General features: G+C 66.7%; 17 protein-coding genes. 16 read left to right on the top strand and 1 reads right to left on the bottom strand.

The genetic code is table 11. From position 1 onward, the window contains the following. The first annotated feature begins 39 nt into the window (after window positions 1-39). Genes K4G53_RS05490 through K4G53_RS05460 form a run of 7 tightly spaced genes read left to right on the top strand, consistent with a single transcriptional unit; the run spans window position 40 to window position 7,328 of the window. Window positions 40-1,368 (top strand): extracellular solute-binding protein, encoded by a 1,329-nt coding sequence (locus tag K4G53_RS05490; RefSeq protein ID WP_221384481.1) that lies wholly within the window; start codon window positions 40-42, stop codon window positions 1,366-1,368. Continuing rightward, window positions 1,365-2,300, top strand: coding sequence for a carbohydrate ABC transporter permease (locus K4G53_RS05485; RefSeq protein ID WP_221384480.1), 936 nt, complete (start codon window positions 1,365-1,367; stop codon window positions 2,298-2,300). The genes K4G53_RS05490 and K4G53_RS05485 overlap by 4 nt, the downstream gene beginning before the upstream one ends. 1 nt (window position 2,301) lies before the next feature. Then, window positions 2,302-3,207: a carbohydrate ABC transporter permease gene (locus tag K4G53_RS05480; RefSeq protein WP_221384479.1), complete on the top strand. Its 906-nt coding sequence runs from the start codon at window positions 2,302-2,304 to the stop codon at window positions 3,205-3,207. A 30-nt stretch (window positions 3,208-3,237) separates the two neighbouring features. Then, on the top strand, window positions 3,238-4,428 hold the full coding sequence (locus K4G53_RS05475; protein ID WP_221384478.1) for a Gfo/Idh/MocA family protein: 1,191 nt from the start codon (window positions 3,238-3,240) through the stop codon (window positions 4,426-4,428). A 50-nt stretch (window positions 4,429-4,478) separates the two neighbouring features. Further along, the gene (locus K4G53_RS05470) at window positions 4,479-5,483 is read left to right on the top strand and encodes a sugar phosphate isomerase/epimerase (protein WP_221384477.1); all 1,005 of its coding nucleotides are present in this window, start codon (window positions 4,479-4,481) and stop codon (window positions 5,481-5,483) included. A gap of 46 nt (window positions 5,484-5,529) precedes the next feature. Then, window positions 5,530-6,228, top strand: coding sequence for a ThuA domain-containing protein (locus K4G53_RS05465; protein ID WP_221384476.1), 699 nt, complete (start codon window positions 5,530-5,532; stop codon window positions 6,226-6,228). Next, window positions 6,213-7,328, top strand: a complete 1,116-nt coding sequence (locus tag K4G53_RS05460; RefSeq protein ID WP_221384475.1) for a Gfo/Idh/MocA family protein — start codon at window positions 6,213-6,215, stop codon at window positions 7,326-7,328. The genes K4G53_RS05465 and K4G53_RS05460 overlap by 16 nt, the downstream gene beginning before the upstream one ends. Window positions 7,329-7,350: 22 nt before the next feature. On the opposite strand, the gene K4G53_RS05455 is transcribed toward K4G53_RS05460, so the two are convergent. Continuing rightward, window positions 7,351-8,502, bottom strand: coding sequence for a diguanylate cyclase (locus K4G53_RS05455; protein ID WP_221384474.1), 1,152 nt, complete (start codon window positions 8,500-8,502; stop codon window positions 7,351-7,353). Between the two features lie 146 nt (window positions 8,503-8,648). On the opposite strand from K4G53_RS05455, the gene K4G53_RS05450 reads away from it, so the two are divergent. From K4G53_RS05450 to K4G53_RS05410, 9 genes are all read left to right on the top strand, one after another. Next, on the top strand, window positions 8,649-8,885 hold the full coding sequence (locus K4G53_RS05450; RefSeq protein WP_221384473.1) for a zinc-ribbon domain-containing protein: 237 nt from the start codon (window positions 8,649-8,651) through the stop codon (window positions 8,883-8,885). Window positions 8,886-9,011: 126 nt separating this feature from the next. Continuing rightward, window positions 9,012-10,373, top strand: a complete 1,362-nt coding sequence (locus tag K4G53_RS05445; protein ID WP_221384472.1) for a hemolysin family protein — start codon at window positions 9,012-9,014, stop codon at window positions 10,371-10,373. Beyond that, window positions 10,366-11,406 (top strand): hemolysin family protein, encoded by a 1,041-nt coding sequence (locus K4G53_RS05440; protein ID WP_221384471.1) that lies wholly within the window; start codon window positions 10,366-10,368, stop codon window positions 11,404-11,406. Before K4G53_RS05445 ends, K4G53_RS05440 begins: the two co-directional genes overlap by 8 nt. A 253-nt stretch (window positions 11,407-11,659) precedes the next feature. Further along, window positions 11,660-12,817, top strand: a complete 1,158-nt coding sequence (rsgA, locus tag K4G53_RS05435; RefSeq protein ID WP_221384470.1) for a ribosome small subunit-dependent GTPase A — start codon at window positions 11,660-11,662, stop codon at window positions 12,815-12,817. Window positions 12,818-12,849: 32 nt separating this feature from the next. Beyond that, entirely contained in the window at window positions 12,850-13,560 is a 711-nt protein-coding gene (locus K4G53_RS05430; protein ID WP_221384469.1) for an alpha/beta fold hydrolase, read from the top strand. A 49-nt stretch (window positions 13,561-13,609) separates the two neighbouring features. Further along, window positions 13,610-14,713, top strand: a complete 1,104-nt coding sequence (locus K4G53_RS05425; RefSeq protein ID WP_221384468.1) for an agmatine/peptidylarginine deiminase — start codon at window positions 13,610-13,612, stop codon at window positions 14,711-14,713. Beyond that, window positions 14,710-16,482: an amidase gene (locus K4G53_RS05420; protein ID WP_221384467.1), complete on the top strand. Its 1,773-nt coding sequence runs from the start codon at window positions 14,710-14,712 to the stop codon at window positions 16,480-16,482. Before K4G53_RS05425 ends, K4G53_RS05420 begins: the two co-directional genes overlap by 4 nt. Window positions 16,483-16,582: 100 nt before the next feature. Next, window positions 16,583-17,833 (top strand): D-arabinono-1,4-lactone oxidase, encoded by a 1,251-nt coding sequence (locus tag K4G53_RS05415; protein WP_221384466.1) that lies wholly within the window; start codon window positions 16,583-16,585, stop codon window positions 17,831-17,833. Window positions 17,834-17,843: 10 nt separating this feature from the next. Then, window positions 17,844-18,176 carry a hypothetical protein gene (locus K4G53_RS05410; RefSeq protein WP_221384465.1) on the top strand — a complete coding sequence of 111 codons (333 nt, stop codon included), beginning with the start codon at window positions 17,844-17,846 and terminating at the stop codon, window positions 18,174-18,176. Window positions 18,177-18,236: the final 60 nt, after the last annotated feature.

Genomic DNA, 18,236 nt, shown 5'->3' with positions numbered 1-18,236 from the left:
CACCCGCATCCTCGACAGCAGAATTCACATGGAGAAGCAATGAAGCAACCCCAGACCTCGCGCCGTTCGTTCCTCGCCCTTGCGGCATTGACTCCCTTTGCAGTGGCGGCCACCTCCGCCTGCGGCACTTCCGGGCCGGGCGCGGCCAGCGGCGGCGGGGGTGCCAGTATGTGGTACCTGTCCGGTGAGCCCAACCAGACCACCATGCAGAAGGCAGTGGACGCCTTCAACTCGGCGAACTCCGCCGACAAGATCACGGTCACCTATTTCCAGAACGACGCCTACAAGACCAAGATCAAGACCGCGATCGGCGCTAACCAGGCCCCCACCATCATCTATGGCTGGGGCGGCGGCGGTCTGAAGACCTACGCCGAAGCCAACCAGGTTGAAGACCTGACCGGATGGTTCGACCAGAACCCCGACCTGAAGAAAAAGTTCTTCCCCTCCGTCTTCGGTGCAGCTACCGTCAACGGCAAAATCTACGCCCTGCCCAACCAGTACGTCGCCCCGATCGTCCTGTTCTACAACAAGGAACTCTTCCAGAAGGCGGGGGTCCAGCCACCCAAGACGTGGGACGACATCATGTCGCTGGTCAAAACCTTCAACGGCATGGGCGTGGCACCCTTCTCCCTGGGCGGCCAGTCACGCTGGACCTCGATGATGTGGCTGGAGTACCTGCTGGACCGCATCGGCGGCGCTGACGTCTTCAAGGCGATCTTTGAGGGCAAGCCCAATGCGTGGATGGATCCTGCCGTGATCGAAACCGGCACCAAAATCCAGGAACTCGTCTCCGCTGATGGCTTCATCAAGGGCTTCTCCTCCATCACCGCCGACTCCCAGGCGGACCAGGCCCTGCTGTTCTCGGGCAAGGCAGCCATGATGCTCCACGGTTCGTGGACCTACGGCGCCATGAAGAAGGCCGGCCAGAACTTCGTGCAGGACGGGAAACTGGGCTTCGTCCACTTCCCCACCATCGCCGGCGGCAAGGGCGACCCGAAGAACGGCGTCGGAAACCCGGCAGCCTACATGTCCATCTCCTCCAAGGCTTCGGACAAGGAGAAGGAGTCCGCGAAGAAGTTCTTCAAGGACGGCATCATGACCGATACGGTCATCGACGCCTACATCAACTCCGGATCGGTGCCCATCGTCAACGGCATCGAAGACAAGCTGAACGGCTCGCCGGACAAGGAGTTCCTGAACTTCGTCTACGACCTGGCCAAGAATGCCCCGAACTTCCAGCAGTCCTGGGACCAGGCTCTGAGCCCCACCGCTGCGGAGGCCCTGCTGAACAACATCGACCAGCTCTTCCTCAAGTCGATCACGCCCCAGCAGTTTGCCGAGAACATGAATGCCACCCTGGGCAAATGAGCAACGCCGTCTCCACCGCGCCCAAGGCTGCCGTCAGGGGCACTGACTCCCAGCACACTGAACAGCGCAAGGCCGCCCTGGCGTGGCTGACGATTCCTGCGCTGTTCTTCTTCCTGGTGTTCGCCGTCATCCCGCTGGCCGGAGTGCTCATCCTCAGCTTCACCAGCTGGGACGGCATCGGTGCCATCGGGGCGGCGGGCCTGGACAACTGGTTCTCCGTGCTGGCCGATCCCGGGCTGTACAACGCCTTGGGCCTGACCTTCCTGATCATGATCGTCTCATGGCTCGTGCAGACTCCCATCAGCCTCCTGCTGGGCGTCTTCACGGCGGGAAGCCAGCGCTACCGGGCCGCCCTGGCCGTGCTGTACTTCCTCCCGCTGCTGCTCTCATCCGCTGCGGTGGCCATTGCCTTCAAGGCCTTGCTGGATCCCAACTTCGGCCTGGCAACCGGCCTTGGGCTTCCATTCCTGGCGCAGGACTGGCTGGGTGTCCCGCAGCTCGCCCTCGGCCTGGTCATTTTCGTCATCGCCTGGCAGTTCGTGCCGTTCCACACGCTCATCTACCAAGGTGGCGTGCGGCAGATCCCGAAGTCCCTCTACGAGGCAGCCCAGATCGACGGGGCCGGAACCATCAAGCAGTTCTTCCACATCACCCTGCCGCAGTTGAAGTACACCATTATCACTTCCTCCACGCTGATGGTGGTGGGTTCCTTGACCTACTTCGACCTGATCTTCGTCCTGACCGGCGGCGGACCGGGCAACTCCACCCGGATCCTGGCCCTGGACATGTACCTGAGGGGTTTCCGCGCCAACCTCATGGGCCCGGCCAGCGTCATCGCCGTCATTCTCGTCATCATCGGCCTTGCACTTGCCTTGTTCCTCCAGCGCCTTGGAGGCAAGGACAAGCAGGGCAGCCAATTGGAAGGTTTGTAGGGTGAGTACCGTCCTGAAAAGCAATGCGCAGGAGGCCCGGACCGCTTCGCTCGGCGGCTCCGCGGCCGCCAGCCGGGGAATGGGTCAGCGGCTGAGGCGGCTCAACATCCCCGGCGGCCTGGGCGGCTGGCTTTGGCTGGCCATCATCATCCTGCCGGTCTACTACGTGGTGATCACTAGCCTCAAAACGCAGGCCGGCTACTTCGGCCAGAATCCACTGGCCCTGCCCACGGAGCCAACGCTGGAGAACTACCAGCTGGTCCTCGAGGCGGATTTCGCCCAGTACTTCATGAACAGCGCCATCGTCACGCTCGGTTCCGTGATCCCCACCGTGCTGATTTCCTTCATGGCCTCGTTCGCCATCGTCCGGGGCGGCGGCAGGTTCCTGAAGCTGGTCAACGGCATGTTCCTCATGGGCCTGGCCATTCCGCTGCAGGCCACGATCATCCCCATCTACCTGATGATCATCCGGCTCAACCTGTATGACAGCCTGCTGGCGCTGATGCTGCCGTCCATCGCCTTTGCCATCCCGCTGACGGTGCTGATCCTGTCAAACTTCATCCGCGACGTCCCGAACGAGCTGTTCGAGTCCATGCGGCTGGACGGCTGCAGCGAGTGGCAGACCATGTGGCGGCTGGCCCTGCCCCTGACCCGCCCGGCCATCGTGACCGTTGCCATCTACAACGGCCTGCATGTCTGGAACGGGTTCCTGCTTCCGCTGGTCCTCACCCAAAGCCCCGGCCTGCGGGTCCTGCCCCTGGGCCTGTGGACCTTCCAGGGTGAGTTCAGCGTCAACATCCCGGCCGTGCTCGCCTCCGTGGTGCTCAGCACCCTGCCCATCCTGGTGCTGTACGTCATCGGCCGGCGCCAGCTGCTGGCAGGCCTGACCGCTGGCTTCAGCAAGTAACTCAGGGATTTACAGAAAGGACCTTTCGACATGACCACCGCACAACCCCTGCGGGTCGGCATGGTGGGCTACGCCTTCATGGGTGCAGCCCACTCCCACGCCTGGCGCACCGCGCCGCGGTTCTTCGACCTGCCCCTGCAGCCACAGCTGACCGCTGTGGCCGGCAGGAACGCCGACGGCGTCCGCGCCGCAGCAGACAAGCTCGGCTGGGACTCGGTTGAGACCGACTGGCGGCGCCTGATCGAACGCGACGACATCGACCTCATCGACATCTGCACGCCCGGCAACACGCACGCCGAAATTGCCATTGCCGCCCTCGAAGCGGGCAAGCACGTGCTGTGCGAGAAGCCGCTGGCCAACTCCGTGGAGGAGGCCGAAAGGATGACGCACGCCGCGGAGACCGCCGCAAAGAACGGTGTCTTCTCCATGTGCGGCTTCAGCTACCGCCGCACCCCTGCGCTGGCCCTGGCCAAGCGGTTCGTGGACCAGGGCAGGCTGGGCGAAATCCGGCACGTGCGCGCCCAGTACCTGCAGGACTGGCTCACCGATGCCAACGCCCCCATGACCTGGCGGCTGGACAAGAGCAAGTCCGGCTCCGGTTCGCTGGGTGACATCGGAGCACACAGCATCGACGCCGCGCAATGGGTCACGGGCCAGAACATCAGTGGCGTGTCTGCGCTGCTGGAGACGTTTGTTCCCGAGCGCCCCCTGGCCGGCGACCTGGTGGGCCTCGGCGGGCACGGCGACCTCAGCAGCGACGCCCCGCGCGGAAAGGTCACCGTAGATGATGCGGCCATCTTCAGCGCAAAGTTCGACGGCGGCGCTTCGGCGGGTGCGATCGGCGTCTTCGAGGCAACGCGCTACGCCCTGGGCAGGAAGAACGCCATGCGCCTGGAGGTCAACGGCACCAAAGGATCCCTGGCCTTCGACTTCGAGGACATGAACGTCCTGTCCTTTTACGATGCCGCCGAATCCCCGGACGCCGGCTTCCGCCGGATCTTCGTCACCGAACCTGAGCACCCCTACGTCGGCAACTGGTGGCCCACCGGGCACGGCCTGGGGTACGAGCACGGGTTCACCCACCAGGTGGTGGACCTCGTCACCGCCATCGGTGAAGGCCGCCAGCCGGAACCGTCCTTCGCGGACGCCCTGCAGGTGCAGCGGGTCCTCGCAGCAGTGGAATCCAGCGCAGCAAATTCCAGCCAGTGGCAAAAGGTCTGAGCAGTGCTCTGCCAAGGCAATGACCAGCTTCAAGCGACCAAGGAACAATGATGACACGACCAATCACGCTCTTCACCGGCCAATGGGCCGACCTGCCGTTCGAGGAGGTAGCGCGGCTCGCCGGCGAATGGGGCTTCGACGGCCTGGAGATCGCTTGCTGGGGCGACCACCTGGACCCGCGCCGGGCAGCGGAGGACGACAACTACCTCCAGGGCCGGCTGGACATCCTTGAAAAGAACAACCTCCAGGTGTTCGCCATCGCCAACCACCTGACCGGCCAGGCCGTGTGTGACGACCCCATCGATGAACGCCACCAGGGCATCCTGTCGGCGGAGGTCTGGGGCAACGGCGAGCCTGAGGGCGTACGCCGCCGGGCGGCCGAGGCCATGAAGGACACTGCCCGGGCGGCCGCCCGCCTCGGGGTGAAAACGGTGACGGGGTTCACCGGTTCCTCCATCTGGAAGGCGGTGGCCATGTTCCCGCCTGCCTCCCAGGAAATGATCGACGCCGGCTACCAGGACTTTGCGGACCGATGGAACCCCATCCTCGACGTCTTTGACGAAGTGGGGGTGCGGTTCGCCCTCGAAGTTCACCCGTCCGAAATCGCCTACGACTACTGGACCGCCAAGCGGACCCTGGAAACCATCGGGCACCGCGAGAGCTTCGGCCTGAACTTCGACCCCTCGCACTTCATCTGGCAGGACCTGGATCCCGTCATGTTCCTGCAGGACTTCGCGGACAAGATCTTCCATGTCCACGTCAAGGAATCGGTCCGCCAGCTGGATGGCCGCAACGGCCGCCTCGGCTCGCACCTTGCCTGGGCGGATCCCCGCCGCGGCTGGGACTTTGTCACGGCAGGGCACGGCGACGTGCAGTGGAACCGCATCTTCCGGACCCTGAACGCCATCGGCTACGAAGGACCCACCAGCATCGAATGGGAGGACGCCGGAATGGACCGGCTCGTCGGAGCCCCGCAGGCCCTGGCCATGGTGCGGGAGCTGGCCCGCATCGCGCCGCCGGCCGCAGCCTTCGACGCCGCCTTCGCCAGCCGCTGACCCACACTTCCCCGGTCAAGGCCGGGAGCCAAACAAAAGGAACCCAATGTCAGAACGCAAGAATGCCCTGGTCGTCCGCGGCGGCTGGGACGGCCACCAGCCCTACGAGGCCACGGAGCTTTTCATCCCCTACCTCAAGGACAACGGCTACGACGTCCGGGTGGAGGAGTCCCCTAAGGTCTACGCCGACGCGGGGTACATGGCGGGGGTGGACCTGATCATGCAGTGCATGACCATGAGCACCATCGAAAAGGACGAGTTCGCCGGACTGCGGGCAGCCGTGGAGAACGGTACCGGCCTGGCAGGATGGCACGGCGGGATCGCCGATTCCTACCGGAACACCTCCGACTACCTGCACCTGATCGGCGGACAGTTCGCCTGCCACCCCGGGAAGCACCCGGACGAGTGCATCGGCGAGCAGTCGGACAACTACGTGCCGTACACCGTCAACATGCTGCCCGCCGCCGCAGAACACCCCATCACACAGGGCATCCAGGACTTCGACCTGGTCACCGAGCAGTACTGGGTCCTGGCGGACGACTACATCGACGTCCTCGCCACCACCACCCAGAAAGTCCGGGAGTGGGACCCGTGGCACCGGGAAGTCACCTCCCCCGCCATCTGGACCCGCCAGTGGGGCAAGGGCCGCATCTTCGTCTGCACGCCCGGGCACCGGGTGGAAATCCTGCAGGACCAGAACGTACGCACCATCATCGAAAGGGGCCTGCTGTGGGCAAGCCGTTGAACGTCGGAATCATTGGCTGCGGAGCCATCATCGCCCAGTACCTCACCAACTTCCGGCGGCTGGACCAGGTCCGGCTGGTGGCCGTGGCCGACCTCGATCCGGCCCGTGCCCAGGCTGTGGCCGACGACTATGAAGGAGTCCGTGCCCTGTCCGTCGAGGAACTGCTCGCGGTTGACGATGTCGACCTGGTTCTCAACCTGACCATTCCCGCCGCCCACGCCGAGGTTGCGCTGAAGGCCATCGCGGCCGGAAAGAGCGTGTACGGCGAAAAGCCGCTGGCGGCCACGACGGAGGAAGCACGCCAGGTGCTGGTGGCAGCGCGCCAGGCGGGCGTCGCCGTCAGCTGTGCTCCTGACACCGTCCTGGGCACCGGCATCCAGACCGCTCGCAAGGCGATCGATGACGGACTGATCGGCGCCCCCATCTCGGCCTCGGCCACCATGGTGACCCCGGGCCACGAGCGCTGGCACCCCAACCCGGACTTCTACTACCAGCCCGGCGGCGGTCCCCTCCTGGACATGGGCCCCTACTACGTCACCGCCCTGGTGACCCTGCTGGGCCCCGTGGTGTCGGTGCTGGGCGCGGCAAGCCACACCCGCAGCGAGCGGACCATCGGCTCCGGACCCCGCCAGGGCGAAAAAGTGCCGGTGAACATCGACTCCCACGTCACGGGCATCCTGGTCCACGCCTCCGGCGCACTCTCGACGCTCTTCATGAGCTTCGACGCGGTGAAGTCCAAGTCCCCCAACATCGAAATCCATGGTGAGCGCGGCTCCCTGGTGGTGCCGGACCCCAACCACTTCGACGGCGACGTCCAGCTCTTCTCCCTCGGCGCCGAGGACTGGGAGACCCTTCCCGTATCCGCCGGGTACGTGGATTCCGGGCGGGGGTTCGGCATCGCGGATCTCGCCTCAACCCCGGAAGGCGGGGAACCCCGGGCCGGCGGCGCCCTGGCCTACCACGTCCTTGAGGTCATGGAATCTGTCCTCAAGGCCGCGCACAGCGGCATGACGGTAGCGGTCCAAAGCACCGTTGACCGGCCGGCAAGCGTCCCGCTGACCGCCTTGGCGGAACAGGCTGGAGCTCTCCCGTCGAAGTAACCGGCCTTGGAGCCGTGCCGCGCTAATGCGACCCGTCGCTGCGGACGGCACGGTTCCTGCCGCGGGACTTGGCCACGTACAAAGCCGCGTCCGCCGACGCGACGAGCCGGTCCACGTCGGAGGTCCCGCCGTCGTACGCCGCAATGCCGTAGCTCACGGTGGGCATTTCAATGCCTGCCGGCGTGTCCGCGGCGGCCAGGCGCCTGCTGATTTCCCCGGCGATCGTTTCGGCCCGCTCCGCACTGGCCCCGGGGACAAGGATGACAAACTCCTCGCCGCCGTACCGCCCGGTCAGGTCCGTGGAACGCACCGTGGCAGTGCAGGCCTCGGCAAATGCCTGCAACGCGAAATCCCCGGCCGCGTGGCCGTACGTATCGTTGACCCTCTTGAAATGGTCGAGGTCGGCAAGGATCAGTGCGCCGGAGCCCCGGGTAACGCTGGGGTCGGCCAGTCGTTCCGCCGCCAGATCCAGGAACGCTTTGCGGTTCAGCAGGCCGGTCAGGTCGTCCCGGGTTGCCACCACGCGCAGGGCGCGCGTCTGCTGCTCGGTGCTCAGCGCCGCCATGCTGAAGGACACCACCACCAGGAGCACCATGGTCACCAAGGTGGTGATGGCCGAACCAAAGACCGTGGTGAAGACCTGACCGTCCTGGCCCTCCACCAGGAAGACCAGCCAGCGGAAGAAGTAGAAGAAGGCAACGCCTGCAGCAGCCGCCGCCAGTGGGATCCTGACCCGCGAGTAGCCTGGCTCCAGGCGCCATAATTCCCGGGAGGTCAACCCGAGGGTGAGGCTCATGGCGGCGAGGAACACTGCCCCGCCGGACCAGGTGTTGGTGGCGGGGTGGTCCAGGAGGGAGGCAACCAATGTCACCAGCGGAATGCCCGTGAAGGCCCACTTCGGCGGCGGCACCGTACGCAGTGAGCGCGCTCCCGCCCAGACCGCAACCCCGCCGTGCACCAGCAGCGTGTTCCCCAGCGGGTTGGCCCACACTTGGTGGGGGGTGCCGTCCAGCAGGAAGCAACCGGACCCGGTGAGGAAGAACAGGAGCGCGCCACACCACCATGCGGCGTACGGCGAGCGAGTCGCCCGGTAAGCGGAAAAGTAGAAGAGCACCACCAGCACCAGGGCCATCAGGGCGAAAGCAATGCGCAGGGTTGCCGTATCCAGAACCATCTCCCGCAAGTCCCCCCAACGCCCGGATGTGTCCCCGGCAAGTATCGCATTCCACCCACAGCGTGCAGAAGCATTCCTACCCCTGGGGACAGGCGGTCAAACTCCCCTAGGGTGGAGGTTAAGCACAGGACCACGAAAGGGCCGCCATGCTCCTTCTCTTTGGCTTCAAGACAGTCTCCAAGGCCCTGCAGGGCCGCGCCGCCACCTGCCGCAACTGCGGCGCCTTCGTCCACCACATGCTGGAGGAGCAGGCCACCAGGTTCACGCTCTTCTTCATCCCCGTGCTCACAGTGTCCCGGAAATTCCGCATCACGTGCACCAACTGCGGTTACATCTCCTCCCTTTCCGCACGCCAGCGCAGGGCGCTGGAACGTCCGTTCTGACACCACCGGGGAACTCCCCCGCCGGCCCCGGAGTTGTACCGGATATGGACGACCCTCCCTCACATATGCCCTGGCCCCTCTGCCGCCTGACCGGAATTCCGGCCACCACAGGAGAGGGGCGCCCCAATGTATGAATGGATCATGCTGGGCATCGGCCTGGTCCTGACCGTCGGCACCGGCTTCTTCGTCGCCTCGGAGTTCGCCCTGGTGAACCTGGACCGGCATGACCTCGAAGCCCGCCAGGCCCGCGGCGAGAAACGCCTGGGCCCCACCATCAAAGCCCTGAAAATCACGTCCACCCACCTCTCGGGTGCGCAGCTGGGCATCACGCTGACCACGCTCCTGACGGGCTACACCTTTGAACCGGCCATCAGCCGGATGCTCAGCGGACCGCTGCAGTCCGCAGGGGTGGCTGAAGCCCTGGTCCCCGCCGTCGGCTCCGTGGCCGGCATCTTCCTGGCCACGGTCTTTTCCATGGTGGTCGGCGAACTGGTGCCCAAGAACTTCGCCCTGGCCCTGCCGCTGGCCACCGCCAAGGTGGTGGTCCCCTTCCAGGCCCTCTTCACGGCCGTGTTCAAGCCCGTGATCCTGCTCTTCAACAACACCGCCAACAGGATCATCCGCGGGTTCGGCATCGAACCCAAGGAGGAGCTTTCCGGCGCCCGCAGCGCAGAGGAGCTAAGCTCCCTGGTGCGCCGCTCCGCCGTCGAAGGCGTCCTGGACCTGGACCACGCCACCCTGCTGCGCCGCACCCTCCGGTTCTCCGAGTACAGCGCCGCGGACGTCATGACCCCGCGCGTCCGGATGGCCGCCGTCAGCCTCGCCGACACCGCGGAGGACATCGTTGCCCTGGCCACGGCCACCGGCTACTCCCGGTTTCCCGTGATCGGGCGGGACCGGGATGACGTGCTGGGCCTCCTGCATGTCAAGCAGGCGTTCGCCGTGAACCTTGAACAGCGCGCGGCCGTCACCGCGGGGGAGCTCATGATCGAGCCGCTGCGGGTCCCCGAATCCATGGGCGCTGACACCCTGCTGAACCTGCTTCGCAAGCAGGGGCTGCAGGTGGCCATCGTCTCCGATGAGCACGGCGGCACCGCCGGGATCGTCACGCTGGAGGACCTGGTGGAGGAGATCGTGGGCGAGCTCGAGGACGAACACGACCGGGCGCGGGCCGGCGTTGTGCGCTTGGGCCGTTCCGTCACGTTCGACGCCGCGCTGCGGCCGGACGAACTGCTGGACCGCACCGGCATCGAGGTCCCCGACGGGGACGAGTACGACACCGTGGGCGGGTTCGTCACGGACCGGCTGGACCGCCTGCCCGAGCTGGGCGACGAAGTGGAGGTCGACGGCGGCACCCTCCGCGTGGAGCGCGTGGCCGGCATGCACGTGGAACGGCTGCGCTTCACCCCCTCCGCGTCCGGCGAACCGCGGCGGAGCCCGCACGACCGGATCATCGACAGCCTGACCCAGGAGCTGACCCATGAGTGAATACCTTCCCGGCATCATCTGGCTGGTGGTGCTCCTTTTGGTGAACGGCTTCTTCGTGGGTGCCGAGTTCGCCGTCATTTCCGCGCGCCGCTCCCAGATCGAACCCAGGGCCGAGGCCGGCAGCAAGGCCGCGAAAACCACGTTGTGGGCCATGGAGCACGCCACCCTCATGCTGGCCACCAGCCAGCTGGGGATTACCGTCTGTTCCCTGGTCATCCTCAACGTCTCCGAACCGGCCATCCACCACCTGCTGGAAGTCCCGCTTGGCCTGACGTCCCTCCCGGCGGAGGCGATCGGCGTCGTGGCCTTCGTGGTGGCGCTGCTGCTGGTGACGTTCCTGCACGTGGTGGTGGGCGAAATGGTGCCCAAGAATATTTCTTTCTCAGTCCCCACGCGTGCAGCCCTCCTGCTTGCCCCGCCGCTGGTCATGGTGGCCAGGGTCTTAAAGCCGGTGATCTGGACGCTGAACGGAATTGCCAACTCCATCCTCCGGCTCTTCCGCGTGGAGCCCAAGGACGAGGCGACCAGTGCGTACACGCTGGATGAAGTAGCCACCATCGTGGAGCAGTCCACCCGGGACGGCATGCTGACGGACACCACCGGCACCCTGACCAACGCTTTCGAGTTCACTGCCAAGACGGTGGCCGACGTCCAGGTGCCCATGGCGGACATGGTGCTGCTGCCCACGACCTCCACCCCGGCGGACATCCAGCAGGCCGTGGCAGGACACGGATACTCCCGCTATATCCTTACCAACAGCACGGGTGAGCCGGACGGCTACCTGCACCTCAAGGACGTCATGGACCTCACCACTGCCGGGAAGTTCCACCGGCCGGTCCCCGCCAAGCGCGTCCGGCGCCTGGCCTCGGCATTTGCCGGCGCGGACCTTGAGGATGCGCTGGCGTCGATGCGGCGGACCGGAGCCCACGTGGCCCGCGTGTTCGACGCCGACGGCAGGACCACCGGGATGCTCTTCCTCGAGGACATCATCGAGGAGCTGGTGGGCGAGGTGCAGGACGCCACCAGCGCGTAGCCGCTTTTCCGCGCCAGACTCTGGTGCCCGACGGCGGCGGGCACTAGAGTAGGTGGCGGTTCCGCCCTGCCGTTCCCGGCGGGAGAACGGGAACCCCGCGAGGGAAGGGAGGTGGTTTTGATGACTGCAGTTGCCGCGCGCCCTGGGCGCCCCGCATCCACCACATCAACCCTCCTCCCGGCTGCACACGCCTGAACGGCAGCTGTCCGCCATAGCGTTATGGCACCCGGGGAACCTGCGCAAGGAAACCATCGTGCACAACTCTTCAGGCCACGCCCTGGACAACACTGAAAAAACCCGATCAACCGGCGGCCCGGCCGCTTATGGCTACACCCCCGCCGTCGCCCACCACTTCAATCAGCACCCCTGCGCCGGGGCCACCGGACGCGGACGGGTGGTCCGCGTGGACCGCAACCTGCTGCTCGTCGCGGTCAATGACGGACTCCTGCACCTGCCCTACCCGTTGTCCGGAGACGTTCCGGTGACCGGGGACTGGGTCTGGACCGGGCCAAACCGCGCCGGCGACCGGCAGATCCTGGCCGTCCTGCCGCGCGTGTCCGCGCTCAGCCGGAAACGGGCGTTCGAGGACTCATCGGCCGAGCAGGTCCTCGCCGCGAACATGGACACGGTAGGCGTGGTGGTGCCCGTGGACCGGCCCCTCACGCACAACCGGCTGGAGCGCACGCTGGTGGCCGCGTGGAATTCCGGTGCCACCCCGCTGGTGGTCATTACCAAGGCGGACCTGGCCCAGGTGGCGGACGACGTCGTCGGGAAAGTCATCCTGCAGGCCGCCGGCGTGGAGGTGGTCACCACGTCCGCCGAGAGCGGCGACGGCATCGACGAACTGCTGGGGCACATACCGCCCGGCGGAACCGTTGTGCTCCTCGGCCCCTCCGGCGCAGGAAAATCGACCCTCATCAACGCCCTGGTGGGCAGCGACGTCCAGCACACGGGCGAAGTCCGGTCCGGCGACTTCAAGGGCAAGCACACCACCACGTCGCGGGAATTGGTGCCGCTCTCCAACGGAACGGTGCTGATGGACACCCCCGGGGTGCGCGGCTTCGGGCTGTTCGACGCCGAGGAGGGGCTGGGCGAAATGTTCGGCGACGTGGAGGAGCTGGCTGGGCGGTGCCGGTTCGCGGACTGTGCACACGACAGCGAGCCCGGCTGTGCAGTCCGGGAAGCCATCGATGCCGGGCTCCTCCCGGAGCGCCGCTGGAACTCCTACCTGAAGATGCAGCGCGAACTGGCATCGCTGGCGCGGCGTTCGGACGTCGCCGCGCAGCGGGCCTACCAGCGGGAGTGGCACCAGAAGGTGGTCTCGGCAGGGAAGTCGCAGCGCTGGGCAGAGCGCGAGGGCGTTGAACGGCTGGAAAGGGCCGCGGGCAAGGACCGTAAACGGCGGCGCTGACGCCGTGGCGGGCCGCGGAGTAGGGTTCGGTCATGGACATCATCCTGGTTCCCGGTTTCTGGCTGGACGCTTCATCCTGGGAGGACGTGACCCCGGCCCTGGAGGCGGCCGGCCACCGCCCGCACCCACTGACCCTTCCAGGGAAGGAGTCGCTGGATGCCAAGCGCGCGGGCATCACCTTGCAGGACCACATCGACGCCGTGGTGGAGGCCGTGGACGCCACCCCCGGCAAGGTGGTCCTGGTGGGCCATTCCGGCGGGGGCGCGATCATCCACGGTGCAGTGGATGCGCGGCCGGACAGGGTACTGCGGGCGATCTACGTGGACAGTGGCCCGTTGGGTGAAGGCGGTGTCATCAACGATGAACTGCAGGCTGATGGCGACGACGTGCCGCTACCGCCCTGGGACAGTTTCGACGATGCCGACCTCCTGGACCTCGACGACGGGCTCCGGCAGGCGTTCCGCGCCCGCGCCGTTCCTGAGCCCCGCGGGGTGGCGTACGGCCCACAGCACCTGCACGACGAGCGCCGCTACGAGGTTCCGGCCACGGTGATCGCCTGTGAGTTCCCGTCCGCGACGCTCCGGGAGTGGATCGCGGCTAAACACCCCTATGTGGCGGAGTTGGCCCGGATCCGGGACGTGGAGTACGTGGACCTGCCCACTGGCCACTGGCCTCAGTTCACCAGGCCGGCTGAACTGGCCCGGGCCATCCTGGCGGCTGTGGACCGGCCCGCCGGGGAGTAACCAGGCGAAACCTCTTGCGCGAAGCCACAACCCTGTCCATACTAAATGAATGGCATTCATTTATTCGACCATTGCAGAGGGCAGCGCCGCCCCCTCCCGGGCTTCCGCCGCTCCCGCACACCGCATGCCCGCCGAGTGGGAGGCCCATCAGCGGACCTGGATGGCCTTTCCGCCACCCAATGAAACCTTCGGCAGCGTGGGAAGCCCCACCCTCGACCGTGCACGGACAGCCTGGACCCGGGTGGCCCGGACCATCGCCCGCTATGAACCCGTCACGGTAGTAGCGGATCCGCGTGATGCCACGACCGCCCGGGAATGGCTGGGCGACGGCATCACGGTGGTCGAGGTGCCCTTGGACGACGCGTGGCTGCGGGACAGCGGCCCTACGTTCACGCACCGGGCGGACGGTTCGGTGGCCGCCGTCGACTGGATCTTCAATGGATGGGGCGCGCAGGACTGGGCCGCCTGGGACAAGGACCGCTTGGTGGCGGGAGCCGTCGCAGCGGAAGCCGCGACTCCGGTCCGGTCCAGCCGGCTGGTCAATGAGGGCGGCGGGTTCCATGTCGACGGCGAGGGGACCGTCCTCCTCACCGAGACAGTCCAGCTTGATCCAGGACGCAACCCGGGAGCCACCAAGGCCTCGGTCGAGGCCGAAATCCACGCAGCCCTTGGAACCAGCAAGGCGATCTGGCTTCCGCGCGGGCTCACCCGCGACTACGGCGAGTTCGGGACCCGCGGCCACGTGGACATCGTGGCCGCCTTCGCCGGGCCGGGCACCATCCTGCTGCACCGTCAGGACGACCCCGCCCACCCGGACCACGCCGTCTACCTCCAGCTGAAGGCTGTCCTGGCCGGCCAACTGGATGCCCGGGACCGGCCCCTGCGCGTCATCGACGTCCCCGCCCCCACGGTTCTTAAGGACGACGAGGGGTTCGTGGACTGGTCCTACATCAACCACTACGTGGCCAACAATGTTGTGGTGCTCTGCAGCTTCGACGACCCCAACGACGCCATCGCCGAGGGCATCCTTGAACGCGCGTACCCGGGCCGGACTGTGGAACTGGTTGATGCCCGCGACATCTTCGCCTTCGGCGGGGGCATACACTGCATCACGCAGCAGCAGCCGGCGGCAGCGGCAGGAGGCGCAGCATGAGGCTCGCCGAGCAGACCCGGACGCAGGCTGCTCCGGGCACATTCAACGTGGTGGAGGCGGGCATCGCACGGCTCCGGGCCGCCCTGGAAGCGGGCGAGGTAACCAGCGAAGAGCTGGTGCGCCTGTACCTGGAGCGCATAGAGAAGTATGACTCCTCCGGCATATGCCTCAACTCGGTGGTCGTGATGAATCCGGAAGCCATGGCGGAGGCGCAGGCTTCCGACCGGCGCCGTGCCGCGGGTTTCACCCTGGGCCCCCTGGACGGCATTCCCTATACGGCCAAGGACAGCTACCAGGCGCGCGGGCTTACCGTTGCTGCGGGTTCGCCGGCCTTCAAGGACCTGGTGGCGCAGAAGGACGCCTTCACCATCGAGCGGCTGCGCGCCGGCGGGGCCATCCTGCTCGGGCTGACCAACATGCCCCCGATGGCCAACGGAGGTATGCAGCGCGGGGTATATGGCCGGGCTGAGAGCCCGTACAGCGCGGATTTCCTCACGGCTGCGTTCGCTTCCGGATCCTCCAACGGTTCAGGCACCGCGACGGCTGCGAGCTTTGCTGCCTTTGGCCTGGCGGAGGAAACCTGGTCCTCCGGACGCGCTCCGGCGTCGAACAATGCCCTGTGCGCCTACACTCCCTCCCGGGGCGTCATCTCCGTTCGCGGCAACTGGCCGCTGGTGCCCACCATGGACGTGGTGGTTCCCCATGCCCGGACCATGCCGGACCTCCTGGAAGTCCTGGACGCCGTGGTGGCGGACGATCCCGAAGCACGCGGGGATTTCTGGCGCGTCCAGCCGTGGATCCCGGTCCCCCCGGCATCCGCCGTCCGGCCGCCGTCGTACCTTGACCTGGCCGTCCCCGACGCTGCTGCAGCCAAAGGTGTGCTGGCGGGCAAACGCCTGGGCATCCCCCGCATGTACATCAACGCGGACACGGAGGCCGGGACGGCGGCGGCACCGGGTATCGGCGGCCCCACGGGACAACGCATCGAAACCCGCGCCTCCATCATCGAACTGTGGGAGGCAGCGCGCCGGGACCTCGAAGCCGCGGGCGCCGAAGTGGTGGACGTCGATTTTCCGGTGGTGTCCAACTACGAAGGCGACCGTCCGGGTGCGCCCACCATCGCCACGCGCGGACTGGTGTCCGCTGAGTACCTCCGGCGCGAGATCGTGGACCTCTCGGCGTGGGCGTGGAACGACTTCCTTGAGGCCAATGGGGACCCTGCGCTCAACCGACTGGGCGACGTGGACGGCGCCGCGATCTTCCCGGCCCCGGCGGGATCGTTGCCGGACCGGTACGACGGATTCGACGACGACATCGGCGACTATCCCGCATGGATCCGGGAACACGGAGTACCGGGGCTGACGGACATTCCCCACCTTGAAGAAGGGCTGAAGGGGCTTGAGGAGACGCGCCGGGTGGACCTGGAGGAATGGATGGACCGGCTGGGCCTGGACGCCGTGGTGTTTCCTGCCGCCGCAGACATCGGTCCGGCCGATGCGGACACGAATGAAGCCTCCGCCGACCTGGCATGGCGGAACGGCGTGTGGGTGTCCAACGGGAACCTCGTCCCCCGCCATCTCGGTATCCCAACGGTCACCGTTCCGATGGGTATCGCACGTGACATCCACATGCCCGTGGGCCTGACCATTGCCGGCCGGGCCTACAGCGACACCCACCTGCTGCATCTGGCGGCGGCCTTCGAGGCAACCGGGAGCCGCCGCGTCCCGCCGCCCCGCACCACAGCCCCGGAGCGGTCCCCCGGAGCCTGAGGAGCGGCCGCCCAGCCAGTGGAAACTCCTTGACAGGCGTGGTTGTGAGCGCTGACATAGGAGGGACCCGAACGCCAACCCGACCCGAAAGCCACACTCAATGAAGAACTGGGCAGGAAACCTTGAATACGCCTCGGCCGACATCCAGCGGCCGGAGTCCGTGGCTGAACTGGCAGAGCTGGTGGCCCGCTCAGACCGGATCAAGGCGCTCGGGTCCCGGCACTCCTTCAACACCGTGGGGGACACGGACGGGGTCCACGTTCTACTGGATGCCCTGCCGCAGCAGGTGGAGCTGGACCGGGAGCGTAAAACCGTGCGTGTCAGCGGCGGCGTGAGCTACGGGGCGCTGTGCCGGGTTCTCGAGAAGTCCGGCTTTGCCATCCACAACCTGGCCTCGCTGCCGCACATCTCGGTGGCGGGCGCGGTGCAGACCGGCACCCACGGCTCCGGCGTCAACAACCCTTCCCTTGCCGGTGCGGTCGAGTCGATCGACCTGGTCAGGGCCTCCGGGGAGCAGGTGACCCTCTCGCGGGCGGACGGCGGGGATTTCCTTGCCAGCGTGGTGGGCCTCGGTGCCCTGGGCATCGTGACCGGCCTGGAACTGGCGGTGCGTCCCAGCTTCCGGATGCGCCAGCGGGTCCTGGAGGACCTGCCGTGGGAACGCGCCCTGGAGAAACTCAACGCCATACTTTCCAGCGCCTACAGCGTCAGCCTCTTCACCGACTATGCCGGGGAGACGATCAGCCAGGTCTGGCTCAAGGCCCTGGATGGGGAACCCCCGCTCCAGGAGTTCTTTGGTGCCACCCCGGCCCAGCGTCCGCGGCATCCGCTGCCCGAGATGTCTGCGGAGAACTGCACCCTGCAGCTGGACGAGCCCGGGCTGTGGCTGGACCGGTTGCCGCACTTCCGCCACGAGTTCACTCCGAGCAAGGGCGAAGAACTGCAAAGCGAGTTCATCCTCCCCCTGGCACACGCCCCCGCCGCCCTGCAGGCGGTCCGGGCCCTCGCGGACCGGCTTGCGCCCCTGCTCTTCGTTTCGGAGGTACGCACGGGTGCGGCCGATGAGTTCTGGCTGAGTCCGTTCTACCGGCAACAGAGCGTCGCACTGCATTTCACCTGGAAGCCGCTGCAGCGTGAGGTGGAGGCTTTCCTTCCGGAGCTGGAAGCTGCGTTGCGGCCCTTCGGCGCACGTCCGCACTGGGGCAAGCTCTTCTCCCCTGACGGCTATGACTGGGAGAAGCTCTACCCCCGCTTCGCCGACTTCCGTTCGTTTGCAGCGGCCGGCGATCCAGAAGGGAAATTCCGGAACGGGCTGCTGGACAGCATCCTGGGTGTGGCAGTGCCCCGGTAGGCTGGGATTCATGACCCGCCGCCTCGCCGTCCTGTTTGCCACATCCATCCTGCTGCTGACCGGCTGCGGCGCGGCCGGGGAAGCGGCCGGAACTGCGGCCAGCGACGCCGCGTCCAAGGCCGCCTCCGCCGCCGCACAGGAAGTCAACCGGCAGATTTGCGCGGTCATCCAGGACGGACTGGTCAGCGTGGAGGACAAGCAGGCGCTGGCAGGGCTCGTTTCTGCCGCGCGGACGGCCGGGGTTCCGGCGGAAATTACGACGCCGTTGGGCGAGATTGCGGCATCCGGCGACCAGGTGCCCGCTGACTCGGTCAAGGCCCTTAAGGACGCCTGCCGGGAGTGACAAGGAAGGGGACGGAAGCCCCTTCAGCCTGCAGTCCTCGAGTACTACCTTGAAATGACG

The organism is Arthrobacter sp. MAHUQ-56 (assembly GCF_019710585.1).
GTDB lineage: Bacteria > Actinomycetota > Actinomycetes > Actinomycetales > Micrococcaceae > Arthrobacter.
This window is presented reverse-complemented; position numbering and strand designations above follow the sequence as displayed.